The organism is Microbacterium fluminis, assembly GCF_051549805.1.
Classification (GTDB): domain Bacteria; phylum Actinomycetota; class Actinomycetes; order Actinomycetales; family Microbacteriaceae; genus Microbacterium.
In genome coordinates this window covers 1,200,853-1,224,765 of sequence record NZ_CP196042.1, presented here as the reverse complement: position 1 = coordinate 1,224,765, position 23,913 = coordinate 1,200,853, and the positions used below count along the sequence as shown (strand labels likewise).

Sequence of the window (23,913 nt, the reverse complement as noted above, 5' to 3'; positions counted from 1 at the left end):
AATCCCCATGACCACCCTCGAGACCGCACGCGCGCCGAAGCGCGTCGGGTTCGGCCGGCGCCGCAGCCAGTGGGACCTGAAGCTGTCGCCTTACCTCTACATCTCCCCCTTCTTCGTGCTGTTCATCGTCGTCGGGCTCTTCCCGATCGCGTACACCGCCGTCATCTCGTTCATGGACTGGGATCTGGTGCGCGGGCGCGGCACGTTCATCGGCTTTGACCAGTACGCCTACGTGCTCGGCGACCCCAAGTTCTGGACGGCGCTGCGGAACACGTTCAGCATCTTCCTGCTCTCGACCATCCCGCAGCTGATCCTCGCCGTCTTCATCGCCGCGATGCTCGACCAGAACATCCGCGCCAAGACGTTCTGGCGCATGGGCGTGCTCGTCCCCTACGTCATGGCCCCCGTGGCCGTCGCCCTCATCTTCAGCAACATGTTCGGCGACCAGTACGGCATCATCAACACGCTGCTCGGCCGGATCGGCATCCCCGCCATCCCCTGGCACTCCGACGCCTTCGCCAGCCACATCGCGATCGCCACGATGGTCAACTTCCGATGGACCGGATACAACACCCTGATCCTGCTCGCCGCGATGCAGGCCATCCCGCGCGACTACTACGAGGCCGCCACCGTCGACGGCGCCGGCAAGGTGCGCCAGTTCTTCTCCATCACGGTGCCGAGCCTGCGCCCCACCCTCATCTTCGTGATCGTCACCTCCACCATCGGCGGACTGCAGATCTTCGACGAGCCGCGCATGTACGACCAGTACGGCACCGGCGGCGCCAACTACCAGTGGCTCACCATCACGCTCTGGCTCTACGACATCGGGTGGGGGCAGTGGAACTTCGGCCGCGCCGCGGCGCTGGCCTGGATCCTGTTCCTCATCATCCTGCTCATCGGCGTGATCAACCTGTTCGTCACCCGCGGGCTCGTGCGCGACGAGGGCGTGCGCGGGTCGTTGTCTCGGCGTGAGCGCCGGTTCGCCGTCCGCGAGGCGCGGCGTGCCGTGGAGGCGGATGCGGCGGCCACGGCCACCGCCCGCGACTCGACCCCGAAGGAGAGCGTGCGATGACCGTCACCGCCCACCCCCCGCTGCACGTCGACGACGACGCCGTGCCGCCCGAGGAGAAGCGCGTCCGGCCGCGCCGCATCCGCGGCGCCCGCCCCGGATGGTTCGTCTACGCCTCGCTCGGCGTGGTGCTCCTGGCCGCGTTCTTCCCGTACTACTGGTCGTTCCTGATCGGGTCGGGCGACTCGGGCACCATCCGCGATCCGAACATGTCGTGGCTTCCCGGCGGCAACTTCTTCGCCAACGCCGCGCAGGTGATGAACGACCCCGCCGTCAACTTCTGGCCCGCCCTGTGGAACAGCATCTACAGCTCGGCACTGATCGCGGCATCCGTCGTCTTCTTCTCCACCCTCGCCGGCTGGGCGTTCGCCAAGCTCCGCTTCCGCGGCAGCAAGGTGCTGCTGATCTTCGTCGTCGCGACGATGGCGGTGCCGATGCAGCTGGGCGTCGTGCCGCTGTACATCCTGTTCAGCGAGCTCGGCTGGACCGGGCACATCGGAGCGATCATCATCCCGGCGCTCACCAGCGCGTTCGGGGTGTTCTGGATGACGCAGTACATCCAGCAGGCCGTGCCCGACGAGCTCATCGAGGCCGCGCGCGTCGACGGGGCGAGCTCGTTCCGCACGTTCTGGACGGTGGGCGTCACCGCCGCCCGCCCCGCCGCCGCGATGCTCGGCCTGTTCACCTTCGTCACGGCGTGGAACAACTTCTTCTGGCCGTTCATCGTGCTCGACCGCAGCAGCCCGACCCTGCCCGTGGCGCTGTCGCTCCTGCAGTCGAACTACTTCGTCGACTACTCGATCGTGCTGGCCGGCGTGCTGCTGTCCACCATCCCGCTCCTCATCCTCTTCGTGTTCGCGGGCAAGCAGCTCGTGAGCGGGATCATGGCCGGGGCGGTGAAGGGATGAGCGCGCTCCCCCTCTTCGAAAGGACCCCCGACGCCGTGGCATCCCTCGCGCGAGCCTTCCCCGAGAACTTCCTCTTCGGGGCCGCCACCGCCGCCTTCCAGGTGGAGGGCGCCGCCTGGCAGGACGGCCGCCGCGACTCGATCTGGGACGCGTTCTGCCGCGTGCCCGGCGCGGTGATCAACGGCGACGACGGCGAGACCGCGTGCGACCAGTACCACCTCTACCGCGACGACGTCGCGCTCATGAAGAGCATTGGTCTGCAGACCTACCGGTTCTCGACGTCGTGGTCGCGCGTGCGGCCGGACGGCGGGCCCCTCAACCCACTCGGGCTCGACTACTACTCCCGGCTCGTCGACGAGCTGCTGGGTGCCGGCATCCTGCCGTGGCTCACGCTCTACCACTGGGACCTGCCGCAGGCGCTGCAGGACCGCGGCGGCTGGACGGTGCGCGACACCGCCGACCGGTTCACCGAGTACGCCCTCGATCTGCACGACGTGCTCGGCGACCGCGTGTCGGTGTGGACCACGCTGAACGAGCCGTGGTGCTCGTCGTTCCTCAGCTACACCGCCGGCGTGCACGCGCCCGGTCACTACAGCGTCGCCGAGGGCATGCTCGCCTCGCACCACCTGCTGCTCGCCCACGGGCAGACGGTGCGCGCGCTGCGGGCACGGGATGCCGCGCTCGACCTGGGGCTGACGCTCAACCTGACCGTGGCGGACCCGGTCGATCCGTCCGATCCGGCCGACGTCGCCGCGGCCGCGAAGATCGACGGGCGGTTCAACCGCTGGTTCCTCGACCCGGTGTTCCGCGGGGAGTATCCGCAGGACGTGCTGCGCGACATCCGCGCCGTCGACCCGGAGGCCGCCGACCTGTTCGACGCGGCCGTGCGCCCGGGCGACCTCGAGGTGATCGCGACTCCGCTCGACACCCTCGGAGTGAACTACTACCACGGCGAGCTCGTCGGGGCGCGGCCGTCAGCGACGCCGGTGCGCAGCGGCGAGGCGCCCACCGAGCGCGCGGGGCACTCGCCGTTCCCGGTCGCGGACGACGTGTACTGGCACGACCGCGGCCTGCCGCAGACGGCGATGACGTGGGACGTGCAGCCGGAGGGGCTGACCCGCCTGCTGCAGCGCGTGTGGGAGGAGTACGCCCGACCCGCCGGCACCGCGCTGTCGGTGACCGAGAACGGCGCGGCGTACGACGACGTGGCCGTCGACGAGGGCGGGGAGACCCGCGTGCACGACGTCGACCGTGTCGAGTTCCTGCGGCTGCACCTGGCAGCGATCCTCGACGCGATCGACGCGGGGGTGGACGTGCGCGGCTACTTCTACTGGTCGCTGCTCGACAACTTCGAGTGGGCGTGGGGGTACGAGAAGCGCTTCGGCATCGTGCGCGTCGATTACGCCACGCAACAGCGGACGCTGAAGGACAGCGGACGCGAGTACCGTCGGATCATCGCTGCGCGGGCACTGGATGCCGCGACGCAGGACGCGCAGTAGTCCGGGGAGGGACATGAGCATCGACACCGCGCGCGGAAGCGTGACGATCGAGGAGGTGGCCGCCGCGGCGGGCGTCTCGCGCTCGACCGTGTCGCGCGTCGTCAACGGATCGACGGCGGTGAGCCCGTCGGCGCTGGAGGCGGTGCGCCGGGCGATCTCGGAGCTCAGCTACGTGCCCAACCGCGCGGCGCGCTCGCTCGCGAGCCGGCAGACGCACGCGATCGCGCTCGTCGTCCCCGAGGACACCACGCGGTTCTTCGGCGACCCCTTCTTCGCCGCGATCGTCGCCGGCATCAACGCGCGCATCGGCCGCTCCGACTACGTGCTCAACCTCTTCATCGCGAGCGACGACCCGGGCGACAAGACCACCGCGTACGTGCGCAGCGGCAGCATCGACGGCGCGATCATCGTGTCGCACCACACCAGCGACACGTTCATCGACCGGATCGCGGCATCCGTCCCCGTCGTCTACGGCGGCCGCCCCGTGCGCGACCGCGCCGAGGCCTACTACGTCGACGTCGACAACGTGCAGGGCGGACGGGATGCCACCACCCACCTGATCTCGCACGGGCGCCGCCGCATCGCGACGATCTCGGGTCCGGTCGACATGCCCGCCGGCGTCGACCGGCTGCAGGGCTGGCGCGAGGCGCTCACCCTCGCGGGGCTGCCGGAGGGCCCGGTCGAAGACGGCGACTTCACCGCCGACGGGGGAGCCGCGGCGATGGAGCGCATGCTGGCGCGGGGCGGCGAGCTGCCCGACGGCATCTTCATCGCGAGCGACCTCATGGCCCGCGGGGCGCTGTCGGTGCTCGCCGCTGCGGGGGTGCGCGTGCCCCACGACGTGTCGATCGTCGGCTTCGACGACTCCCCGGTGGCGGTATCGGTGACTCCGGCGCTCACGACGCTGCGTCAGCCCTCGCGCGATCAGGGCGAGCACATGGCGGACGTCCTGCTCGAGCTGCTGGCCGGCCGTGAACCGCAGCGCGTGACGATCCTCGACACCGAGCTCGTCGAGCGCGACTCCGTCTGATCCCGGCGGCCTCAGCGGCCGGGGATGGTCGCGAGGAGCGCGTTGTTCCAGGGGTCGTCGAACGACACGGTCCGGCCGTCGTCGCGCACGGCGATGCCGTGGTGCACGAGCCGCTCCGACAGCGCCCCGAGGGCGTCCGCCGACGGCAGCGCGAGGTCGACGCGACCCAGCCCGAGCGCCGGCATCCGCGGTCCCGCTCCGCGCGAGTTCCACACGTTCATCGCCATGTGGTGGTGATAGCCGCCCGCGCTCACGAACAGCGCCTGGTCGCCGAGGGCGGCGGTGATGTCGAAGCCGAGCGCGTCGACGTAGAACGCGCGGGCGGTGGAGACGTCTCCGACCGAGAGGTGGACGTGGCCGATGGATGCCGCTCCCGCCGTCGCGGCTGCGCTCGCCGCCTCCTCGGTGAGGTGCTCGCGCAGGAACGCGTTCGGATCGAGGAAGAGGGTCGCCATCTCGACCTGGCCGTGGGTCCACGACCATTCGGTGCGGGCGCGGTCCCAGTACAGCTCGATGCCGTTGCCCTCCGGGTCGGTGAGGTAGAACGCCTGGCTCACGAGGTGGTCGGCGCTGCCGGTGAAGGTCTCCGGGGCCTGGCGCGCGACGCTGTAGAGCGCGGCGGCGAGCGCCGCCTGCGAGTCGAACAGGATCGCGGTGTGGAAGAGCCCGGCGCTGCCGCGGGCGGCGTGGCGCAAGGCGGGGTCGTGGCGCAGGACCACGAGCCCGCGGCCGCCGCGTCCGAGCGAGACCGTGTCGCCCTCGGCGGCGAGCACCTCGAGGGTCACGACGTCGCGGTAGAAGCGGGTCATCCCGTCGAGGTCGCCGACGAGCAGCGTCACGGCGCCCATCGCGGTGTCGGCGGCGAGCCGATCGGCGGTCTCATTCATGTGAATGCACAACCCCCGGCATCCGCTCGTTGTTCCCTCCGCCTGCGTCCGACGCGGGGTTGCCGCACATTCCGGCGTCCGCCCATACGAATCTCGTGGGGCGAACGCCGATCCGTGTCACAGATCGGCGAGAGGGGGGTGGGGGACGAACCGCGGGCTACTGCGGGTCGCCGCCGAGGGGGCCCACGGCCGGGATGGGGCCGCCGTCGTCGGCGCCGGTCCTGCGCCAGCGCGCGATCGCGTTGCCGAGGTGGTAGATCAGCAGGGCCGCGGCGGCGCCCAGCACGATCGCGCCGAGCTGGAAGTCGCCCCACTGCAGGGTGAACCCGGCGATCGCGATGACGAGCGCCACGGCGCCGGTGTACTGGTTCACCGCACGGGAGAAGTCGACGCGGTTGTCGACCCAGATCTTGATGCCGATGATGCCGATCAGTCCGTACAGGGCGGTGGTCACCCCGCCCAGGACGCCGGCGGGGATCGTGTTGAACACGGCCCCGATCTTGGGCGACAGCGACAGCAGGATCGCCGCCGCACCCGCCACCCAGTACGCGGCGGTCGAGTACACCCGGGTGGCGGCCATCACGCCGATGTTCTCGCCGTAGGTCGTGGTGCCCGAGCCGCCGAAGAATCCGGCGATCGTCGTCGCGGCGCCGTCGGCGATCAGCGCGCGCCCGGTCTGCGCGTTGACCTCGGCGCCGGTCATGGTGGCGACACCGCGCACGTGGCCGACGTTCTCGGCGATGAGCACGAGCACCACGGGCAGGAACATCGCGATCACCGACCACGTGCCGGGCGAGCCGAAGTCCGCGACGTGGAACTCGGGAAGGCCGATCCACGCGGCATCCGCCACCGCACCGAAGTCGATCAGCTGCTGGCCCGTCGAGAGCTGCACGATCACGGCGAACACGTATCCGACCACGACGCCCAGGAAGATCGAGATGCGCCCCAGGAATCCGCGGAACGGCACACTGAACAGCACCACCGCCACCAGCGTCACCGTGCCCACCAGCGGTGCGACCTGGAAGTTCTGCCACGCGACCGGCGCCAGGTTGAAGCCGATCAGCGCGACGATCGCGCCGGCGACCACCGGCGGCATGAGCCGGTCGATCCAGCCGAGCCCGGCGAACTGCACGACGAAGCCGACGAGCGCGAGCAGGATGCCGACCGCGACGATCCCCGCGAGGGCCGAGCCCATGCCCTGCGACGCGGTCGCCGCGGTCACCGGAGCGATGAACGCGAACGACGACCCCAGATAGGAGGGCAGCTTGTTGCGCGTGATCACCAGGAACAGCAGCGTGCCGATGCCCGAGAACAGGAGCGTCGTCGACACCGGGAACCCGGTGAGCACCGGCACGAGGAACGTCGCGCCGAACATCGCGATCACGTGCTGGATGCCGATGGCCACCGTGCCGCCCCAGCTCAGGCGCTCGTCGGGCTTCACGACGGCTCCGGGGGCGACCGTGCGCCCGTTCCCGTGCAGCTTCCAGATCGGCATGAGGGGCTCCTTCGGGGTAGGACAGCGGTGCTCGCCTCACGATAGCGGCGGTGGGGCGGTGCGCCCGGGACCTGCCGTCAAGCGATTGCGCCGCGGCATCCGATTCGGGAAGGGTGGGACGACGTGCCCGCCGAACCACCATCCGAGATGGAGACCGACGTGACCCAGCCGCACCCGGAACCACCCCGCGCCGCCGACGCCGCCATCCCCGCGCCGGCGACCGCCACGGCGCCGGGCACGGCCGCTCTGCAGATCGACGGGCTGGCAAAGCGCTTCGGCGCGAAGGTGGCCGTCGACGCGCTGAGCCTGACGGTGCCGTCGGGATCGCTGTACGGGCTGGTCGGCCCGAACGGTGCGGGCAAGACCACCACCCTCTCGATGGCCACCGGGCTGCTGGTGCCCGATGCGGGGCGGGTGCTCGTGCACGGCGTCGACATGTGGCGCGATCCGGTCCCGGCCAAGGCCATGCTCGGCAACCTCGCCGACGGCGTGAAGCTCTTCGACCGACTGACCGGGGAGCAGCTGGTCGCCTACAACGGCCTGCTGTTCGGCATCCCCCACGACGAGATCGCCCGCCGTACCGCCGACCTCCTCGCGCTGATGGACATGACGGATGCCGCGGGCACCCTGGTCGTGGACTACTCGGCCGGAATGACCAAGAAGATCGCCCTGGCGTGCGCGCTCGTGCACGCCCCGCGGGTGCTCGTCCTCGACGAGCCCTTCGAATCGGTCGACCCGGTCTCGGCGGCGAACATCCAGGACGTGCTGAGCGGCTACGTCCGCAGCGGCGGCACCGTCATCGTCTCGAGCCACTCGATGGACCTCGTGCAGCGGCTGTGCGACCACGTCGCGATCATCTCGGCCGGGCGGCTCATCGTCGCCGGCACCGTCGACGAGGTGCGCGAGGGGCAGTCGCTGCAGGACCGATTCGTCGACCTGGTCGGCGGCCGTCGCCACTCGGAGGGACCGGAATGGTTGCGACGCTCCTGAGGCTGCGGTTCCGTGTGCTGGGCAACCAGCTGTCGCGGAGCCCCTGGCAGCTGATCGGCTTCATCCTGGGTGCCCTGTACGGGCTCGGGATGCTCGCCGCCGCCGTGGCGGGTCTCGTCTTCCTGGGGCTCGGCCCGACCGGGCTCGCCGGCCCCGTCATCGTCGGCGTCGGCAGCCTCGTCACCCTCGGGTGGGTGCTGGGCTCGCTGATCGGCGTCGACACGACCCTCGACCCGGCGCGCCTGGTGGTCTTCCCCTTGACCCTGCGCCGCATGATGATCGCCATCGCGCTCGCCGGTGTCTGCGGCATCCCCGGGATCGTCACCTCCGTCGCGGCGCTCGCCACCCTCGTCACGTGGGTGCGCTGGCCCGCCGCGATCGCCGTCTCGATCGTCTCCGTGCCGATCGCGGTCCTCACCGCGGTCGTCGCCTCGCGGGCGATGACGACGCTCGCGTCCGGGATGGGCGGCAAGCGGCGGCTGCGCGAGGCGTCCGGGATCCTCGTCTTCGTTCCGCTGATCCTCGCCGGACCCATCATCGGGGGCCTCGCGACGGGGTTCGCCCTCAATCTCGACACGATCGAGGTCGTGGTGCGCGTGCTCGGCTGGACGCCGATCGGAGCGGCCTGGGCGGCGCCGGCCGACGCGGCCGCGGGTGACTGGCTCGCCGTCGGGGCGAAGCTCGTGATCGCGCTCGCCACGCTCGCCCTGCTGTGGATGCTGTGGGGGTGGTCGCTGCGCAACACCCTGGCCCACCCGCGGCAGCAGGCCTCCGCCACGGCACGGCCGGGGCGGCTCGGGTGGTTCGGTCGCGTGCCGACGACCCCCGGCGGTGCGGTGTTCGCGCGCTCCCTCACCTACTGGATCCGCGACCCGAGGTATCTCCGGCAGCTGATCGGCGTGCCCCTCGTGCCGGTGCTGCTGTGGTTCTACCTGCGCGGAGGCGACCCGGCCGTCGGCCTCAGCTTCACGGCGCCGATCCTCGCCCTCGTGGTGGGCATCGTCATCTACGCCGACATCTCCTACGACGGCACCGCGTTCGCCGCCGAGGTGGCCACCGGGGTGTCGGGCCGGGCCGACCGGCGGGGCCGCATCCTCGCGGCCGCGGTGATCGCCGTGCCCATCGTGCTCGTCGCCGCGGTGCTGCCGTTCTTCTTCTCGGGCCGGTGGGAGCAGCTGCCGGGCATCCTCGGCATGTCGCTGGGCATCCTGCTGACCTGCTACGGCGTGTGCGCGGTGACCTCGGCCCAGCTGGTCGTCCCCGTGGCATCCCCCGGCGACAACCCGTTCAAGCGGGTCCCGGGGACCACGTACCTGCAGGGCCTGTCGTTCCTGCTGATCTGGCTGATCGCCATCGCGCTGTCGTCGCCGGCGATCATCCTGGGCATGATCGCGTTCTTCACCGCCGACGCGGTGCTGAGCATCGTCGCCGGAGCCGTGGGGCTCGGGTCCGTGCTCGTGACCGTCGGCGTGCGGGTCGGCGGACGGATGCTGGACCGCTCCGCCCCGGTCCTGCTCACCCGCCTGCGGGCGATGGCCAACGCGTGATCACGCGGTGAGGCGCTCCAGCAGCTCGGCGTAGCGGGCACGGGTGCGCTCGACGATCTCGGCCGGCAGCTCCGGCGGCGTGCCCTCGCGCGGCACCCAGTGCGCCGCGAGCCAGTCGCGCACGATCTGCTTGTCGAAGGACGCCATGCGCTCGGCCGGGGTCGTGCCGGTGCGCCAGGCGGCGGCATCCCAGTAGCGCGAGGAATCGCTGGTCAGCACCTCGTCGGCGAGGGTGAGCACTCCCGCGTCGTCGGTGCCGAACTCGAACTTCGTGTCGGCCAGGATCAGCCCGCGCGCCTCGGCCAGCGCCGCCGCCCGGCGATAGATCTCCAGCGACGTGTCGCGCAGGGCCTCGGCGATCCCGCCCCCGACCAGCTCGACGCTGCGCTCGTACGAGATGTTCTCGTCGTGCGCGCCCATCGGCGCCTTGAACGCCGGCGTGTAGATCGGCTCCGGCAGTCGGTCGCCGTCGTGCAGCCCCTCGGGCAGCGGGATGCCGCACACCGTGCCGCTCTCCCGGTACTCCGCCCAGCCGCTCCCGGTGAGGTAGCCGCGGACGACGCACTCGATGGGGTGCATCTCGAGCGATCGCACGAGCATCGCGCGCCCCGCGACCTCCGCGGGGATCAGCTCGACGGCGTCGTCGCCCTCGAGCACGTGGTCGGCGACGAGATGGTTCGGGATGCTGCGCCCGCCGTCCCCTCCGGCGAGCTGGTCGAACCACCACAGGCTGAGGGTCGTCAGCAGCGCGCCCTTGCCGGCGATGCCGGGTTCGAGCACGTGATCGAACGCGCTCACCCTGTCGCTGGCGACCACCAGCATCCGTCCGCCCCCGTCCGCCGCGGCGCCGGCGGACACGTAGAGGTCGCGCACCTTGCCGGAGTAGACGTGCCGCCAGCCGGGGAGGTCGAGGGGGGAGCTCATCCGCTCATTATCCCGGAGCCTCGTCGACGTCGAACGCGTACGCGACCCACAGAAGGTGTATAGTCCACGTGGACTATCCCGCATCGACCAATCGAGGAGCGACCGTGAAGGACGCCGTGGACCGCCTGACCCCGCTCGGGCTCATGCTGCTCACCCTCCTGAGCGAGGGCGACATGCACCCGTACGAGATGATGCGGCTGCTGCGCCTGCGGCGGGACGACCGGCTCGTGGCGATCACGAACGGCACGATGTACCACACCGTCGCGCGGCTCGAGCGGGCGGGGCTCGTCGCCGAGGTCGGCGTCGACCGCGACGGCAACCGCCCGGAGCGCACCACCTACGCCGTCACGTCCGACGGCACCGCCGCCGCCCACGAGTGGGTGCGGCGCGAGCTCGGTCGGGTCGATCGGCCCGCCGAGTTCCGCATCGCCCTGGCCGAAGCGCACAACCTCGAGCGCGACGAGGTGGTCGCGCTGCTGCAGACCCGCCGGACGGCGCTCCTCGCCGAGCTCGCGCTGCACGCCGGGGGTCACTCGGGCGCCGTCGACAAGGGCGTGCCCGAGCAGTACCTCGTCGAGATCGAGCGGCAGACGCTCCTGCTCCGTGCCGATCTGGACTGGCTCGACGGACTCCTCCTCAGACTCGACGGCGACGGGATGCCCTGGGGCGTCCACGAGCCGTCCGATCGATACCTCGAACAACGAAAGGCGGCGCGGCTGTGACCGACGCTTCGACACGCTCAGCGACCGGGGGCGCGGCCCCCACGACCCGACGGGAGGCGGCCGGTGCGGCATCCTCTCCCTCCGCTCCCGCACGCAGCCCGTGGCCGGCCCTCTGGGCCCTGGTCATCGGGTTCTTCATGATCCTCGTCGACACCACGATCGTCTCGGTGGCCAACCCCGCCATCAAGGCGGCGCTGGATCCGAACACCAACAACCTCGACAACGTCGTGTGGGTCACCAGCGCCTACCTGCTCGCGTACGCGGTGCCGCTGCTGATCACCGGGCGTCTCGGCGACCGGTTCGGCCCGAAGAACATCTACCTCATCGGGCTCACGATCTTCACCCTCGCCTCGCTGTGGTGCGGGCTGTCGGGCACGCTCGAGATGCTCATCATCGCCCGCGCCGTGCAGGGGATCGGCGCCGCGCTGATGACCCCGCAGACGATGGCGGTCATCACGCGCACCTTCCCGCCGAACCGCCGCGGCGCGGCGATGGGCCTGTGGGGCGCCACCGCCGGTGTCGCCACCCTCGTCGGACCGCTGGCCGGCGGCCTGCTGGTCGACGGCTTCGGGTGGGCGTGGATCTTCTTCATCAACATCCCCGTCGGCGTCATCGCCTTCGTGCTGGCGTGGATGCTGGTGCCCCAGCTCGAGACGCACCCGCACCGCTTCGACGTGCTCGGCGTGGTGCTCAGCGCCGTCGCGCTGTTCCTCATCGTGTTCGGGCTGCAGGAGGGCGAGAAGTACGCGTGGGCGCCCTGGGTGTGGGGAATGATCGTCGCCGGCGTCGCCGTGCTGGCGGTGTTCGTGTGGACCCAGGGACGCACGAAGAGCGAGCCGCTCGTCCCGCTCGACCTGTTCCGCGACCGCAACTTCTCGGTGTCGAACCTCGGGATCGCGATGGTGGGCTTCACCGTCACGAGCATGTCGCTGCCGCTGATGTTCTTCATCCAGCTCGCGCGCGGCCTCACCCCGACCGAGTCGGCCCTGCTGCTCATCCCGATGGCCCTGCTGTCGGGTGTGCTGGCCCCCTTCGCGGGACGCCTGCTCAACCGCACCGACCCCCGCGCCCTGCTCGTGCCGGGGCTGCTGATGGTCGCCGGATCGCTGTTCTGGTACTCCACCCTGATGAACGTGGACACCCCGATCTGGATGTTCCTGCTGCCCTCCGCCCTGATGGGCATCGGCAACGCCGGCATGTGGGGTCCGCTGGCGACCACCGCGACCCGCAACCTGCCGCCGCGGCAGGCCGGCGCCGGCGCCGGCATCTACAACACCACCCGCACCGTCGGGTCGGTGATCGGCTCGGCCGCGATCGCCGCGTTCATGCAGGGGCGCCTCCAGGCGAACCTGCCGGGCGCCTCGGACTCCTCGAGCGGCTTCGGCCAGGGCGCGCTCCCGCCGTTCGTGATCGACGGGTTCTCGACCGCCATGGCCCAGGCGATCCTGCTCCCGGCCGGCATCATGCTCGTCGGGGTGGTCGCGGTGCTGTTCCTGCGCCGGCCGAAGCCGCAGGCGAACGCCGACTGGCATGCCGCCGGTGCGCCGAAGGCCGCGGCCGACCCGCAGACCGCCGAGGCGTCCGGCGCCCGCTGACCCGGCGCGACACGACGAGGGGACGGATGCCGCGGCATCCGTCCCCTCGGGTCGTCTCAGCGGTCGGCGGGCTCCGCGGCGACGGGCGCCGGGTCGGCGGCCAGCTCGGCCGCCATGCGCGACTCGAACCGGCGCTGCCGGCGCTTGAGCCACATTCCGACGACCACGAACACCACGAGCAGTCCGTACGCGCTCGCCGCGAACGGGTGCATCACGAGCGACGTCAGGTCGCCCTGGCTCAGCTGCAGCGCCTTGCGGAGGTAGTCCTCGCCCATCGGGCCGAGGATCAGCCCGACCACGAGCGGTGCGACCGGGTAGCCGTAGCGGCGCATGTAGAAGCCCAGCACGCCGACCACGAGCAGGATCAGGATGTCGGCGGGCTGGAAGTTGACCGCATACGCCCCGAACGCCGCGAACGTCATGATGCCCGCGTACAGGTACGGCCGCGGGATCTGCAGCAGCTTGGCCCACATGCCCACGAGCGGCAGGTTCAGCACGATGAGGATCAGGTTGCCGATGTAGAGGCTCGCGATGAGCGCCCACACCAGCTGGGGCTGGTTCTCGAACAGCAGCGGGCCGGGCTGGATGCCGTACGACTGGAACGCCGACAGGATGATCGCGGCCGTCGCGGTGGTCGGCAGACCCAGTGTGAGCAGGGGCACCAGCACACCGGCGGCGGCGGCGTTGTTCGCCGCCTCCGGACCGGCGACGCCCTCGATCGCGCCGCGACCGAACTCCGCCTTGTGCTTCGACACCTTCTTCTCCGCCGCGTACGACAGGAAGGTCGCCACGTCGGCGCCGCCGGCGGGGATCGTGCCGATCGGGAAGCCGATCGCCGTACCCCGCAGCCAGGGCTTCCACGAGCGCCGCCAGTCGTCCTTGCTCATCCACTTGCGCCACGAGCCGGTCACCGGGATCACCGGGATGGCGCCGTGCCGCAGCCGGGTGGCGACGTAGAGCGTCTCGCCGACGGCGAAGAGTCCGACCGCCACCAGCACGACGTCGATCCCGTCCGCGAGCGGAGGAAGGCCCAGCGTGAAGCGCTGCTGCCCCGAGAGCACGTCGGTGCCCATGAGACCGATGAACAGGCCCACGCCGAGCGAGGCGAGTCCGCGCGACACCGACGAGCCGAGCAGGGCGCCGACCGTCACGAACGCGACCACGATCAGGGCGACGTAGTCGGCCGGGCTGAGCGACACCGCGAACGAGGCGATCGCGGGGGCAAGCAGCGTCAGCAGCACGGTGGCGATCGTTCCGGCGATGAAGGAGCCGATGGCCGCTGTCGCGAGCGCGGTGGCCCCGCGCCCGAGCTTCGCCATCTTGTTGCCTTCGATGGCGGTGATGATGGATGCCGATTCACCGGGTGTGTTCAGCAGGATCGACGTGGTCGACCCGCCGTACATCCCGCCGTAGTAGATGCCGGCGAACGTGATGAGCGCGGCGGTGGGGTCGAGCGTGTAGGTGAGGGGCAGCAGGAGCGCGACGGTCATCGCCGGGCCGATGCCCGGGAGCACGCCGACGGCGGTGCCGACGAACACGCCGAGGAACGCGAAGAGCAGGTAATCCCACCTCAACGCGGTGGAGAAGCCCTCCAGCAGCAGTTGCAGACTGTCCATGGGTGGTCGAGATCCTTCAGGGGAAGATGTAGCCGAGCCACGCCATGAGCGGGCCGCGGGGGAGGGAGAGGCCGAGCAGTTCGCCGAAGACGACGGCCACGACGAGGGCCACGACGACCCCGATGACGAAGCCCATCCACCAGCGCTTGGCGCCGAGCACCCAGGCCACGCCGCCGAACAGCAGCGCGGCGGCGGGGGCCCAGCCGACGTAGTCGACGATGAGCAGGTGCCCGACGACGATGGCGGAGATCTTCACCAGCGCCCACCAGTCGGTGCGCGCGTTCGGGTCGATGTCCTCCGACTCCTCGCCGGCGCCCAGGCGTCCGCGCAGCACGCCGATGAGCACGGCGGTTCCGGCGACCAGCAGCAGCACCGACACCACGATCGGGAAGACCGTGGGGCCGACGCGGTTGCCGACCGGCACCTTGATGCCGAACGAGCCGACCAGGGCGAAGACGCCGAGCGCGATCACGAGGCCGGCGAAGACGAGCTCGCCGACGCGGGAGCGACGGGGAGCGGTGCCCCCCTCCGCCGCAGCGGAGGAGGGCACCGCGGAAGGATCCGCAGTGGTCACGACACCAGCCCGATGGTCTTCAGGGTGGCGGTGACGTCGGTGATGTTGGTGTTGAGGAAGGTGGAGAACTCCTCACCCGCGAGGAACGCGTCGGCCCAGCCCTTGTCGGCGAGGGTCTTCTTCCAGGCGTCCGACGCGTGCAGCTCGGTGACGGCCTTCACCAGTCCGGCGCGCTCGGCGTCGCTGATGCCGCCCGGGGCGAGCAGCCCGCGCCAGTTCGTGAGGGTCACGTTGTAGCCCTCGTCCTTGATGGTCGGCGCGTCAGGGAGGATCTCGGAGGGGCCTTCGGAGCTGACCGCGAGGGCGCGCATCTGGCCCGCCTTGACGAACTCCGCGAACTCGCCGATGCCCGAGATGCCGACCTGGGCGTTGCCGCCGAGGAGCAGCGTGACCGCCTCGCCGCCGCCCGAGTTGGGCACGTAGTTGAGCTTGGAGGTGACATCCGACGACGACAGCCCCGCATCCGTGAGCAGCAGACCCGCGAGGATGTGGTCGGCGCCGCCGGCCGAGCCGCCGGTCACGGTGACCGACTGGCCGTCCTTCTTGATGGCCTCCACGACGTCCTTGAGGGTCTTGAACGGCGACGCCTCGGGCACGACGATCGCGAGCGCCTCCTCGGTGAGGCGCGCGATGGGGGTGGTGTCCTCCAGCCGCTTGGTGGCGGCATTGGTCTCGACGGCGCCGACCATGACGAGCCCGGTCACCATCAAGGTGTTCGGGTCGCGCTCGTTGGCGAGCTTGGCCAGGCCCACCGTGCCGCCGGCGCCGCCGACGTTCGTGACGGGCGCCGAGGTGACGATCTTCTGGTCGGTGAACACCTGGCTGACGGCACGACCGGTCTGGTCCCATCCTCCGCCGGGATCGGCGGGGACCATGATGCTGACCTTGTCGACCTTCGCCGCGGCCGTGGAGCCCGAGCCGGACGACGCCGGGGACGAACAGCTGACCAGGGCGAGCGCACCCGCCAGGACCACTGCTGTGATCGCGAACTTTCGCATTCCACTCCTCCTCGAGTGGCTCCGGGAAGCCCTGTTGCTCCCCGTAGAGCTGTGGCCTGTCACGTTAGGACCGCTCCCGCGGCCGATCGGGCTTCGGTAACTAATGGTCGCGACGACGGATGCCTGCGGCCCGGGCGTGCGGTCGCGCGGCTCTTACACTGGTGCGGTGACGCCGATGTCGCTGCGCGTGCAGCTCCTGCTGCTGCAGGCCGTGATCGTGTGCCTGGCGACCCTGGGCACAGGGGTGGTGGCCGCCTCCCTGCAGGCGCAGGCGATCCGCGACGCGTATCAGGACCGGATGGTCGCCGTGGCCCAGTCGGTCGCCCGGCTGCCCGCCATCCGCGACGCGATGGACGACGTCGACCCGGCCGCGGTGATCCAGCCCATCGCGGAGGTCGTCCGCGAGGCATCCGATGTCACCTATGTCGTCGTCACCGACGCGCAGGGCCTGCGCTACTCGCACCCCGACCCGGCCCGGATCGGGGAGCGCGTCTCGACCGACCCGTCGGTGCCGTTGTCGGGCGAGATCTACGTCGGCACGCAGACCGGAACCCTCGGGCAGTCGTGGCGGGTGAAGGTGCCGATCTACGCGCCCGACGACGTGAGCGTGATCGGCACCGTCTCGGTGGGCACGCTCGAATCGACGCTCACGAACGACTTCCTCAGCACGGTGCCGTGGCTGCTGCTGGCCGTGGTCGGGTCGGCCGTGGTGGGCGTGTTCGGCGCCGCGTGGGTCACCTCGATCGTGCGCCGGCGCATCTTCCGGCTCGAGCCGGCCGAGATCGCGACCCTCGTCGAGCAGCGCGAGACGATGCTGCACCGCATCGGCGAGGGCGTCATCACGGTCGACGAGTCGGGAGTGATCACGGTGGTCAACGACGCCGCGACCCGCCTGCTCGGAGTGCCCGAGGCGGAGTTGCTGGGCCGCCCCGCCGCCGAGGCCCTCGAACCGGCGCTCGTCGACGTGCTCGACCGCGGCGAGCCCGAGGGCTCGCTCGTCCTCGCCGGAGAGCGCGTGCTGATCGCGCGCAGCACCGGCACCACCGTCGACGGCGCCCGCGCCGCCGCTACCCTGCTCGTCCGCGATCACACGGAGCTGCACGCGGCGCTGCGCGACATGGACGGCGCCCAGTCGCTCACCGACGGTCTGCGCGCCCAGGCGCACGAGTTCGCCAACACGATGCACGTCGTGTCGGGGCTGCTCGAGCTCGACCTGCACGACGAGGCCCGCGAGTTCATCGCCGGCGCGGTTCCCGGCGGCGCGATGGGCTCGGGGACGACCCGCCCGCTGCTGGGCGAGTTCGAACTGTCCGCGCTGCTGGCGGTGAAGTCCGCGCAGGCTCGCGAACTGGGCATCGGGCTCGAGGTGCGAGACGAGGCCGGCCGGCACGAGCGGGCCGACGGGGAGTCCGACCACGACCTCGTCACGATCGTCGGCAACCTCGTCGACAACGCCATGGAGGCGTGCGCGCTCGGCGACCGCATCGTCGTGACGGCGGCCGCGGACGAGGCATCCGTCACCGTCGTCGTCGAGGACGACGGCCCCGGCGTGCCCGAGACGCTGCGCGAGCGCGTGTTCATCGAAGGGGTGAGCACGAAGGAGCCCGCCGCACCGTCGGGACCGCACCGCCGCGGAATCGGGTTGGCGCTCGTGCGGCGCGTGGTCGGACGACGCGGCGGGTCGGTCGCGCTCGACTCCTCGCCGCTCGGCGGGGCACGGTTCACGGTGCGGCTGCCGGTGCGGGCGGGGGTGCGCTCATGACCGCGACGCTGCGGGTCGTCGTGGTCGACGACGAGCCGTCGGTGGCGAAGCTGCACGTGCGGTTCCTCACCGCGCACCCGGCGTGCGAGGTGGTCGCCTCGGTCGGCACCGGGCCCGACGCGGTGGCCGCGATCCGGCAGCACCGGCCCGACCTCGTGCTGCTCGACCTGCACCTTCCGGGATTCTCGGGCATCGAGGTGCTGCGCACGGTGCGGGCCGCCGCCGGACCCCAGCCGGAGTTCATCGCCGTCACCGCCGCGCGCGACTTCGGCAGCGTCCGCGACGCGCGGCTCGCGGGCGTGCGGCACTATCTCGTGAAGCCGTTCTCGGCCAAGGACCTGCACGACCGCGTGGCCGAGATCGCCCGGGAGCTCGCCGAGGCGAGCGACGCCGGTGCGCTCGACCAGGGCCGCATCGACGACCTCATCCGCTGCGGTGCGAAGCCCCTGCCGAAGGGGCTCAGCGCGGAGACGCTGCGGAGCGTGCGCACCGCGCTCGCCGCCGCCCCCTGGTCATCGGCGTCGGAGCTCGGCGAACGCGTGGGCCTCTCGCGGGTCAGCTGTCGCCGCTACCTCGAGCACCTCGTGACCACGGGGGTCGCCGAGCGCCGCCTCGACTACGCCACGAGCGGCCGGCCCGGAACGCGCTTCGCGGCGCGGGAGTGACGACCCCGCGTGCGGCCGCGGAGGCGGATGCCGCAGCATCCGCGGGTCGCATCGCTCAGGCGAGGAGCGGGTCGGGCCTGCGGGCGCGGCCGCGCGCCACGACCATGCCGGCGACGAGGGCGATCATCACGATCGTGAGCACGAGCGAGACCCAGCCCGACCCGACGCCCACCCCGCCTTCGGCGACGGGCTTGCCGAGCCAGTCGGCGACGGAGGCGCCGAGCGGACGCGTGACGACGTAGGCGAACCAGAACGAGAACACCGCGTTCCAGCCGAGGAAGCGGTAGCCGAGCGCGGGCACGAGGATCAGCACCGCGAACGCCGCGATGCCGGGCAGGTAGCCGAGCCCGAGTCCGACGGCGGCGAGGTCGCCGAGCGCCGTGCCCATCGCGAAGGTCGCCACGACCGCCGCCCAGTAGAACAGCTCGCGGCGCGTGGTGGTGACCTCGTGCACCGAGAGGGTGCCCTCGGTGCGGCGCCAGAGGAGGAAGACCGCCGCGAGGACGAGGGCGTACAGCGGCGCCGAGACGGCGTAGGGCATGCCGAGCACGACATGCGTGACGTCGGCGGCCATCGTGCCGAAGACGCCGATCGCGGCGACCGCGAACCAGTACGCCACCGGCGAGTAGCGGCGCCGGCTCACCTGCAGCCAGAGAGCCACGACGAAGATCACGAAGCCCGCGATCACGGCGATCTCGGGTGCCATCGCGCGGATCGCGTAGTCCGACACGGCCTCGCCGAGCGCGGTCGAGACGCCCTTGGCGATCCAGAACGCGGCCGTCGGATCGGGCACGCGCGACGGCGCGGCGGTGGTGCTGGTGGCTCGGGTCACCCCGCGAGCCTGACTCCCGGTCTCTAAGAATCCGCTCAGACGGCGCTCACCCAGGGGCTGCCGGCGTGCAGGCGTGCACAATTCCGGTTGGACGCCGGCGCGCGGCGCGCGTCGGCCCGGAATAGCGCGGGGTGTGGGGCGAGGCGCGGACGGGTAACCGGAGTTGTGCGCAGCCCGCGGGGGTCGTCCGGGGCCGCGGGCAGCCTGCGGGTCCGCGTCAGTCGACGACGCGGGCGGCGATGTCCGTGCGGAACTGCCCGCCCTCGAGCGCGATCGCGTCCACCGCGCGGTAGGCGCGGTCGCGCGCCTCGGCGAAGTCCGCGCCGAGCGCGACCACGCTCAGCACCCGTCCGCCGGTGGCGACGAGCCCGTCGGCGCCGGTGGCCGTGGCGGCATGCGCGACGTGCACGCCGTCGACGGATGCCGCGGCATCCAGTCCGCTCAGCGGTCGCCCCGTGATCGGCTTCTCGGGATAGCCCTCGCTCGCCAGCACGACGGTCACGGCGGCGGTGTCGGAGAACGTCGGCGCGGCGGTGTCTTCGAGGGTTCCGGATGCCGCGGCCAGCAGCAGCTGCGACAGCGGCTCGACCAGCCGCGGCAGCACGACCTGCGTCTCGGGGTCGCCGAAGCGGGCGTTGAACTCGATCACCTTCACGCCGGCGTCGGTGACGATGAGGCCGGCGTAGAGCAGTCCGATGAACGGCGTGCCCTCGGCGTCGAGCCGTCGGATCACCGGCTCGGCGACGTCGCGGGTGACCTGGGCGACGAACTCGGCCTCGCCGCCGAAGCGCTCGGCCAGCCAGGGCAGCGGCGAGTACGCGCCCATGCCGCCGGTGTTGGGACCCTCGTCGCCGTCGCGCAGGCGCTTGAAGTCCTGCGCCGGGCTGAGCGCCCGCACGGTGTCGCCGTCGCTGAGGAAGAAGAGCGAGATCTCGGGGCCGGAGAGGAACTCCTCGACCAGCACCGGCCCCGACGGCAGGTAGGTCTCGGCGTGGGCGAGCGCCGCCTCGCGGTCGGCGGTGACGATCACGCCCTTGCCGGCGGCCAGGCCGTCGGCCTTCACGACGTGCGGGGCGCCGAGGTCGTCGAGCGCGGCGGCCACCTCGGCGCGCGTGCGGGCGCGCACGGCGCGACCGGTGGGGACCCCCGCGGCATCCATGATCCGCTTCGCGAACGTCTTCGAGCCCTCGAGCTGCGCGGCCGCCCTGCCCGGACCGAATACGGGGATGCCGTGCTCGCGGACCGCGTCGGCCACTCCGGCCACCAGCGGCGCCTCGGGGCCGATCACGACGAGGTCGATGTCGGCGGCGTTGGCGTACTCGGTGACGGCGCCGGGGTCGTTCGCGTCGAGGTCGACGAGGGTCGCGACCTCGGCGATGCCGGCGTTGCCGGGGGCCGCGAACAGCTCGTGCCCGGCCTCCTCGGACTGCAGCGAGAGGAGGATGGCGTGCTCGCGCGCGCCGGAGCCGAGGACCAGGATTCTCACCGGATCAGCCTACCGGCGGGCTTCCGCGGCGCCGGCGGGATGACGACCCGCTCGCCGATCGCGTCCTGGCTCGGTGCAGAACTCCACGGATTCCTCCGTCCCGCCCACCTCGCGGCGCGAGAAGCCGCGCGGACCCCCGATGCGCTGACGCGAATCCGTGGAGTTCTGCGCGCGGTGGCCCTGTCGGCGGGAACTCTGCGGTGGGAGAATCACCGCATGGCAGCCAGCCCCGGCGCTCCACCGCCTCCTTCGCCCGACGAGCACGTCGTCGACACCGAGGTCGTCGGTGTCGTCGTGCGGCGACGTCCCCGCTACGGTCGACTGCTGTGGGCGGGTGTGATCGCCGGACTGGTCGGCGCGGTGGCGATGACCGCGGCATCGGCGGCAGCCGACAGCGCGGGCGGACGCTTCTCCAGTGGGCTGTCGGGCACCATCTGGGTGTTCGGCGTCTACGCCGTGGTGTTCGTCGGGGCGGGCTTGTTGCTGTCCGGAGTGCTCGCCCTCGCCCTCGGGCCCGCTGCGCGCAGTCGCCGGATCGGGCCGGCTCGCCACGACATCACTCTCGTCCACGACCTCCGTGCCCCCGTCGACGACGTCGTGCCGCGCTGGGCGGTGCAGGCCGACGACCTCGCCCCCGCGCCCCCGCGCCCACGCCGAGACGAGATGCCCTCCTCGCGCGGCCGCCCCGACGACCCGGCGTAGCGTGGGGGCATGCCCCGTCGCATCGACACCCCCGAGGGTCGCGCCGCCCTCGCGGCCGTCGACGCCGCCCGTTCCGCCGACGCGGCGCCCGCGCGCACCGACCTCGCCACGGCCGTGCGCTACCTCCTGCAGCTCCTCGCCGAGAAGGCGCCCGGGCATGCGGTCGAGGTGCGCGTGCCGCCGTTCGGCGCGGTGCAGGTGATCGAAGGCCCTCGGCACACCCGCGGAACCCCGCCGAACGTGGTCGAGACCGACGCCGCCACCTGGATCGCGCTGGCGACCGGGGCGGAGCAGTGGGCGGATGCCGCGGCATCCGGTCGTGTCCTCGCCTCGGGCGTGCGCGCCGACCTCACTCCCGTCCTGCCGCTGCGCCCCTGACCGTACTCACCCCCGGCGCGGCCGCCCGGCGCGGATGAGACAATGGAGGCATGCCCGAACCGGAGGATGCCCCGCACCCCGTGGTCGACGACCAGGTCGTGACCGTGCGCGTGCGGCGTGCGCCGAAGTTCGCCGTCTTCCTCGTGCTCGGCGCCGCCCTCGGTCTGCTGGTCGCGCTGATCCTCACGTTCGCGTTCCACGGCACCGACGACAAGAGCCCGAACACGGGTCTCGTCTACACGTCGATGCAGGTGTTCGGCTTCGTCGCGCTCGTCTGCATCGCGGCCGGGGTGCTGCTCGGGGGCGCCGTGGCCCTGATCCTCGATCGCACCGTCGGCCGCCGCACCCGCGAGGTCGCCGCCGATCTCGAGACCACGCGCCTGCCCGACTGACTCCCGGCTACGCCAGTTCGGCGATGATCGGGTGGATCGCGGCGTCGAAGGCGACGATGTCCCCCCGCAACCCGTCGGTCACCGCGATCGTGAGCGACCCGATCCACCACACGCCGCGCTGGGCGAGGGGCAGCACCTGCACGTTCAGCTCGAACGAGTGCGCCCGGCGGCCCACCTGCCGTTCGTGCTCGGCGATCGCGCTCGCATAGGCGCGGTACGAGACGCCCGGCTTGGCCGAGGCATCCTTCGCGTACCGCGAATGCGCCGACTGCGAGTACGCCAGCGCCTCGGCGGCGTGGGGCACGATCGCCCGTCGGAGCACGTCGAACCCGGTGGTCGGCAGCGCGACCAGGGTCTCGAAGGCGTCGACCAGCTCGAGGGGGACGGGCGACGGATGCGCCTGCGGCTCGACGGTCATCGCCCAGTACTCGCGCCACTGCCGTTCGAGCAGCGCCTGCTCCTCCTCGGTGCGCACGGGCACCTCGTACGACGGGATGCCGCGCAGCTGCGGGAGCTCGTCGGGGGACCGGATGCCGAGCACCTGGCGCAGGTGAAGCGCGAGGAGCACGGGCTGTGCCGCGTCCTCGCGGATCACCCATTCCGGTGCCCCAGCGCCGACCATGCGCCCATGGTACCCGCGGGCACCGCGGATGGTCGGTCCCCGCGCCGCCCACCGGGGCCCCGCGGCATCCGGGCCCCGAGCCCGCCGGTAGGATCGACAGGTGGCTGAAGCCCCCACCCCTGATCCCTATGCCGCCGCCGGCGTCGACACCGCCGCGGGCGACCTCGCTGTCGAGCTGATGAAGTCGGCCGTGCGCCGCACGCACGGCCCCGAGGTGCTCGGCGGGGTCGGCGGATTCGCCGGACTGTTCGACGCCTCCGCCCTCAAGGCCTACGACACCCCGCTGCTGGCGACCAGCACCGACGGCGTGGGCACGAAGGTCGCGATCGCCCAGGCCATCGACAAGCACGACACGATCGGCCTCGACCTCGTCGGCATGGTCGTCGACGACATCGTCGTGGTGGGCGCCAAGCCCCTCTTCATGACCGACTACATCGCGTGCGGCAAAGTGCACCCGCAGCGCATCGCCGACATCGTCGGCGGCATCGCCCGCGGCGCGCACGAGACCGGCACCGCGCTCGTCGGCGGCGAGACCGCAGAGCACCCGGGCCTCCTCGGCCTGAACGACTACGACGTGGCCGGCGCGGCCACGGGGGTGGTCGAGGCATCCGCGGTCCTCGGTGCCGACCGCGTGCGCGACGGCGACGTCGTGCTGGCGCTCGCCTCGAGCGGACTGCACTCCAACGGCTACTCCCTCGTGCGCCACATCGTCGCCGGCGCGGGGATCTCCTACGGCGACAACGCCGCAGACTTCGGCACCACGTGGGGCGAGGCGCTCCTCGAACCCACGCGGCTCTACACGGCGCCGCTGCTGCGACTGCTCGACGCCGTTCCCGGCGCCGTGCACGCGCTCAGCCACGTCACCGGCGGTGGTATCGCGGCCAACCTCGCCCGCGTGCTCCCTCCCGGCTCGTGGGTCGACGTCGACCGCGCCGCGTGGTCGCCGTCCCCGGTCTTCCGTGTGCTCGCCGACATCGGCGACCTCGCCCTGGAGAGCACCGAGGGCACGTGGAACCTCGGCATCGGATTCCTCGCGGTCGTCGCAGCGGATCGAGCGGATGCCGCGACCACGGCGCTCGTCGCGGAGGGCATCGACTCCTGGCAGGTGGGCGTGGTCTCCACGTCGGCGCGTCCCGAGGGCGACTACGAGCAGGGTGCCAAGGGTGTCGACGGCGGCGCCGTCCGGCTCGTCGGAACGTACGCAGGAGCGAAGTAAGACC

The 23,913-nt window shown here is 71.8% G+C and carries 23 protein-coding genes; 14 read left to right on the top strand and 9 right to left on the bottom strand.

The window, feature by feature from the left end; all coding sequences use genetic code 11:
• Positions 1 to 7: 7 nt before the first annotated feature.
• The 4 genes from ACSJDX_RS05780 to ACSJDX_RS05765 are packed head-to-tail and all read left to right on the top strand — an operon-like array spanning position 8 to position 4,506.
• Positions 8 to 1,072: a carbohydrate ABC transporter permease gene (locus ACSJDX_RS05780; RefSeq protein WP_438354607.1), complete on the top strand. Its 1,065-nt coding sequence runs from the start codon at positions 8 to 10 to the stop codon at positions 1,070 to 1,072.
• A complete protein-coding gene (locus tag ACSJDX_RS05775; protein WP_438354606.1) occupies positions 1,069 to 1,977 on the top strand; it encodes a carbohydrate ABC transporter permease in 909 nt (302 codons plus the stop codon). The genes ACSJDX_RS05780 and ACSJDX_RS05775 overlap by 4 nt, the downstream gene beginning before the upstream one ends.
• A complete protein-coding gene (locus ACSJDX_RS05770; RefSeq protein ID WP_438354605.1) occupies positions 1,974 to 3,476 on the top strand; it encodes a GH1 family beta-glucosidase in 1,503 nt (500 codons plus the stop codon). Before ACSJDX_RS05775 ends, ACSJDX_RS05770 begins: the two co-directional genes overlap by 4 nt.
• A gap of 13 nt (positions 3,477 to 3,489) precedes the next feature.
• Complete coding sequence (locus ACSJDX_RS05765; RefSeq protein ID WP_438354604.1) at positions 3,490 to 4,506, top strand: LacI family DNA-binding transcriptional regulator; 1,017 nt, start codon at positions 3,490 to 3,492, stop codon at positions 4,504 to 4,506.
• An 11-nt stretch (positions 4,507 to 4,517) separates the two neighbouring features.
• Here the strand turns inward: ACSJDX_RS05765 and ACSJDX_RS05760 are convergent, their stop codons facing one another.
• Positions 4,518 to 5,393, bottom strand: a complete 876-nt coding sequence (locus tag ACSJDX_RS05760) for a VOC family protein (RefSeq protein ID WP_438354603.1) — start codon at positions 5,391 to 5,393, stop codon at positions 4,518 to 4,520.
• 157 nt (positions 5,394 to 5,550) lie between these two features.
• The gene (locus ACSJDX_RS05755) at positions 5,551 to 6,888 is read right to left on the bottom strand and encodes a uracil-xanthine permease family protein (protein WP_438354602.1); all 1,338 of its coding nucleotides are present in this window, start codon (positions 6,886 to 6,888) and stop codon (positions 5,551 to 5,553) included.
• Between the two features lie 147 nt (positions 6,889 to 7,035).
• On the opposite strand from ACSJDX_RS05755, the gene ACSJDX_RS05750 reads away from it, so the two are divergent.
• Both ACSJDX_RS05750 and ACSJDX_RS05745 read left to right on the top strand, forming a co-directional pair.
• The gene (locus ACSJDX_RS05750) at positions 7,036 to 7,878 is read left to right on the top strand and encodes an ABC transporter ATP-binding protein (RefSeq protein WP_438354601.1); all 843 of its coding nucleotides are present in this window, start codon (positions 7,036 to 7,038) and stop codon (positions 7,876 to 7,878) included.
• The gene (locus tag ACSJDX_RS05745) at positions 7,860 to 9,425 is read left to right on the top strand and encodes a hypothetical protein (RefSeq protein WP_438354600.1); all 1,566 of its coding nucleotides are present in this window, start codon (positions 7,860 to 7,862) and stop codon (positions 9,423 to 9,425) included. The genes ACSJDX_RS05750 and ACSJDX_RS05745 overlap by 19 nt, the downstream gene beginning before the upstream one ends.
• Here the strand turns inward: ACSJDX_RS05745 and ACSJDX_RS05740 are convergent, their stop codons facing one another.
• Positions 9,426 to 10,349: a phosphoribosylaminoimidazolesuccinocarboxamide synthase gene (locus ACSJDX_RS05740; RefSeq protein WP_438354599.1), complete on the bottom strand. Its 924-nt coding sequence runs from the start codon at positions 10,347 to 10,349 to the stop codon at positions 9,426 to 9,428.
• A gap of 68 nt (positions 10,350 to 10,417) precedes the next feature.
• Between ACSJDX_RS05740 and ACSJDX_RS05735 the strand changes: the two genes are divergently transcribed.
• Together ACSJDX_RS05735 and ACSJDX_RS05730 are read left to right on the top strand one after the other, a co-directional pair.
• Positions 10,418 to 11,071 carry a PadR family transcriptional regulator gene (locus tag ACSJDX_RS05735; RefSeq protein ID WP_438354598.1) on the top strand — a complete coding sequence of 218 codons (654 nt, stop codon included), beginning with the start codon at positions 10,418 to 10,420 and terminating at the stop codon, positions 11,069 to 11,071.
• Positions 11,072 to 11,190: 119 nt separating this feature from the next.
• Positions 11,191 to 12,666: an MDR family MFS transporter gene (locus ACSJDX_RS05730; RefSeq protein WP_438354944.1), complete on the top strand. Its 1,476-nt coding sequence runs from the start codon at positions 11,191 to 11,193 to the stop codon at positions 12,664 to 12,666.
• A gap of 56 nt (positions 12,667 to 12,722) precedes the next feature.
• Here ACSJDX_RS05730 and ACSJDX_RS05725 read toward each other — a convergent pair whose 3' ends face one another.
• Genes ACSJDX_RS05725 through ACSJDX_RS05715 form a run of 3 tightly spaced genes read right to left on the bottom strand, consistent with a single transcriptional unit; the run spans position 12,723 to position 15,854 of the window.
• Positions 12,723 to 14,282 (bottom strand): tripartite tricarboxylate transporter permease, encoded by a 1,560-nt coding sequence (locus ACSJDX_RS05725; protein ID WP_438354597.1) that lies wholly within the window; start codon positions 14,280 to 14,282, stop codon positions 12,723 to 12,725.
• A 16-nt stretch (positions 14,283 to 14,298) separates the two neighbouring features.
• Positions 14,299 to 14,856, bottom strand: a complete 558-nt coding sequence (locus tag ACSJDX_RS05720) for a tripartite tricarboxylate transporter TctB family protein (RefSeq protein WP_438354596.1) — start codon at positions 14,854 to 14,856, stop codon at positions 14,299 to 14,301.
• Positions 14,853 to 15,854, bottom strand: a complete 1,002-nt coding sequence (locus ACSJDX_RS05715; RefSeq protein ID WP_438354595.1) for a Bug family tripartite tricarboxylate transporter substrate binding protein — start codon at positions 15,852 to 15,854, stop codon at positions 14,853 to 14,855. The genes ACSJDX_RS05720 and ACSJDX_RS05715 overlap by 4 nt, the downstream gene beginning before the upstream one ends.
• Before the next feature lie 175 nt (positions 15,855 to 16,029).
• Between ACSJDX_RS05715 and ACSJDX_RS05710 the strand changes: the two genes are divergently transcribed.
• Together ACSJDX_RS05710 and ACSJDX_RS05705 are read left to right on the top strand one after the other, a co-directional pair.
• Positions 16,030 to 17,616, top strand: a complete 1,587-nt coding sequence (locus tag ACSJDX_RS05710) for an ATP-binding protein (RefSeq protein WP_438354943.1) — start codon at positions 16,030 to 16,032, stop codon at positions 17,614 to 17,616.
• Complete coding sequence (locus ACSJDX_RS05705; RefSeq protein WP_438354594.1) at positions 17,613 to 18,281, top strand: response regulator; 669 nt, start codon at positions 17,613 to 17,615, stop codon at positions 18,279 to 18,281. The genes ACSJDX_RS05710 and ACSJDX_RS05705 overlap by 4 nt, the downstream gene beginning before the upstream one ends.
• Positions 18,282 to 18,336: 55 nt before the next feature.
• Here ACSJDX_RS05705 and ACSJDX_RS05700 read toward each other — a convergent pair whose 3' ends face one another.
• Both ACSJDX_RS05700 and purD read right to left on the bottom strand, forming a co-directional pair.
• The gene (locus ACSJDX_RS05700; RefSeq protein WP_438354593.1) at positions 18,337 to 19,113 is read right to left on the bottom strand and encodes a COG4705 family protein; all 777 of its coding nucleotides are present in this window, start codon (positions 19,111 to 19,113) and stop codon (positions 18,337 to 18,339) included.
• A gap of 217 nt (positions 19,114 to 19,330) precedes the next feature.
• On the bottom strand, positions 19,331 to 20,599 hold the full coding sequence (gene purD, locus ACSJDX_RS05695; RefSeq protein WP_438354592.1) for a phosphoribosylamine--glycine ligase: 1,269 nt from the start codon (positions 20,597 to 20,599) through the stop codon (positions 19,331 to 19,333).
• 216 nt (positions 20,600 to 20,815) lie between these two features.
• On the opposite strand from purD, the gene ACSJDX_RS05690 reads away from it, so the two are divergent.
• From ACSJDX_RS05690 to ACSJDX_RS05680, 3 genes are read left to right on the top strand one after another with little or no spacing between them, the layout of a single operon-like run.
• Entirely contained in the window at positions 20,816 to 21,301 is a 486-nt protein-coding gene (locus ACSJDX_RS05690) for a hypothetical protein (protein WP_438354591.1), read from the top strand.
• Positions 21,302 to 21,310: 9 nt separating this feature from the next.
• Positions 21,311 to 21,679, top strand: coding sequence for a sterol carrier family protein (locus ACSJDX_RS05685; protein WP_438354590.1), 369 nt, complete (start codon positions 21,311 to 21,313; stop codon positions 21,677 to 21,679).
• A gap of 50 nt (positions 21,680 to 21,729) precedes the next feature.
• On the top strand, positions 21,730 to 22,071 hold the full coding sequence (locus ACSJDX_RS05680) for a potassium transporter Trk (protein ID WP_438354589.1): 342 nt from the start codon (positions 21,730 to 21,732) through the stop codon (positions 22,069 to 22,071).
• A gap of 7 nt (positions 22,072 to 22,078) precedes the next feature.
• Here the strand turns inward: ACSJDX_RS05680 and ACSJDX_RS05675 are convergent, their stop codons facing one another.
• The gene (locus ACSJDX_RS05675) at positions 22,079 to 22,693 is read right to left on the bottom strand and encodes a zinc-binding alcohol dehydrogenase (protein ID WP_438354588.1); all 615 of its coding nucleotides are present in this window, start codon (positions 22,691 to 22,693) and stop codon (positions 22,079 to 22,081) included.
• Between the two features lie 100 nt (positions 22,694 to 22,793).
• Between ACSJDX_RS05675 and purM the strand changes: the two genes are divergently transcribed.
• Positions 22,794 to 23,909, top strand: coding sequence for a phosphoribosylformylglycinamidine cyclo-ligase (gene purM, locus ACSJDX_RS05670; protein WP_438354587.1), 1,116 nt, complete (start codon positions 22,794 to 22,796; stop codon positions 23,907 to 23,909).
• Positions 23,910 to 23,913 lie beyond the last annotated feature (4 nt).

What these genes read in the sequence shown, in the direction of transcription:
- ACSJDX_RS05780 (WP_438354607.1), top strand. Translation starts at nt 8, where the DNA reads ATGACCACCCTCGAGACCGCACGCGCGCCGAAGCGCGTCGGGTTCGGC.
- ACSJDX_RS05775 (WP_438354606.1), top strand. Translation starts at nt 1,069, where the DNA reads ATGACCGTCACCGCCCACCCCCCGCTGCACGTCGACGACGACGCCGTG.
- ACSJDX_RS05770 (WP_438354605.1), top strand. Translation starts at nt 1,974, where the DNA reads ATGAGCGCGCTCCCCCTCTTCGAAAGGACCCCCGACGCCGTGGCATCC.
- ACSJDX_RS05765 (WP_438354604.1), top strand. Translation starts at nt 3,490, where the DNA reads ATGAGCATCGACACCGCGCGCGGAAGCGTGACGATCGAGGAGGTGGCC.
- ACSJDX_RS05760 (WP_438354603.1), bottom strand. Translation starts at nt 5,393, where the DNA reads ATGAATGAGACCGCCGATCGGCTCGCCGCCGACACCGCGATGGGCGCC.
- ACSJDX_RS05755 (WP_438354602.1), bottom strand. Translation starts at nt 6,888, where the DNA reads ATGCCGATCTGGAAGCTGCACGGGAACGGGCGCACGGTCGCCCCCGGA.
- ACSJDX_RS05750 (WP_438354601.1), top strand. Translation starts at nt 7,036, where the DNA reads ATGGAGACCGACGTGACCCAGCCGCACCCGGAACCACCCCGCGCCGCC.
- ACSJDX_RS05745 (WP_438354600.1), top strand. Translation starts at nt 7,860, where the DNA reads ATGGTTGCGACGCTCCTGAGGCTGCGGTTCCGTGTGCTGGGCAACCAG.
- ACSJDX_RS05740 (WP_438354599.1), bottom strand. Translation starts at nt 10,349, where the DNA reads ATGAGCTCCCCCCTCGACCTCCCCGGCTGGCGGCACGTCTACTCCGGC.
- ACSJDX_RS05725 (WP_438354597.1), bottom strand. Translation starts at nt 14,282, where the DNA reads ATGGACAGTCTGCAACTGCTGCTGGAGGGCTTCTCCACCGCGTTGAGG.
- ACSJDX_RS05715 (WP_438354595.1), bottom strand. Translation starts at nt 15,854, where the DNA reads ATGCGAAAGTTCGCGATCACAGCAGTGGTCCTGGCGGGTGCGCTCGCC.
- ACSJDX_RS05710 (WP_438354943.1), top strand. Translation starts at nt 16,030, where the DNA reads ATGTCGCTGCGCGTGCAGCTCCTGCTGCTGCAGGCCGTGATCGTGTGC.
- ACSJDX_RS05705 (WP_438354594.1), top strand. Translation starts at nt 17,613, where the DNA reads ATGACCGCGACGCTGCGGGTCGTCGTGGTCGACGACGAGCCGTCGGTG.
- ACSJDX_RS05690 (WP_438354591.1), top strand. Translation starts at nt 20,816, where the DNA reads ATGGCAGCCAGCCCCGGCGCTCCACCGCCTCCTTCGCCCGACGAGCAC.
- ACSJDX_RS05685 (WP_438354590.1), top strand. Translation starts at nt 21,311, where the DNA reads ATGCCCCGTCGCATCGACACCCCCGAGGGTCGCGCCGCCCTCGCGGCC.
- ACSJDX_RS05680 (WP_438354589.1), top strand. Translation starts at nt 21,730, where the DNA reads ATGCCCGAACCGGAGGATGCCCCGCACCCCGTGGTCGACGACCAGGTC.
- ACSJDX_RS05675 (WP_438354588.1), bottom strand. Translation starts at nt 22,693, where the DNA reads ATGGTCGGCGCTGGGGCACCGGAATGGGTGATCCGCGAGGACGCGGCA.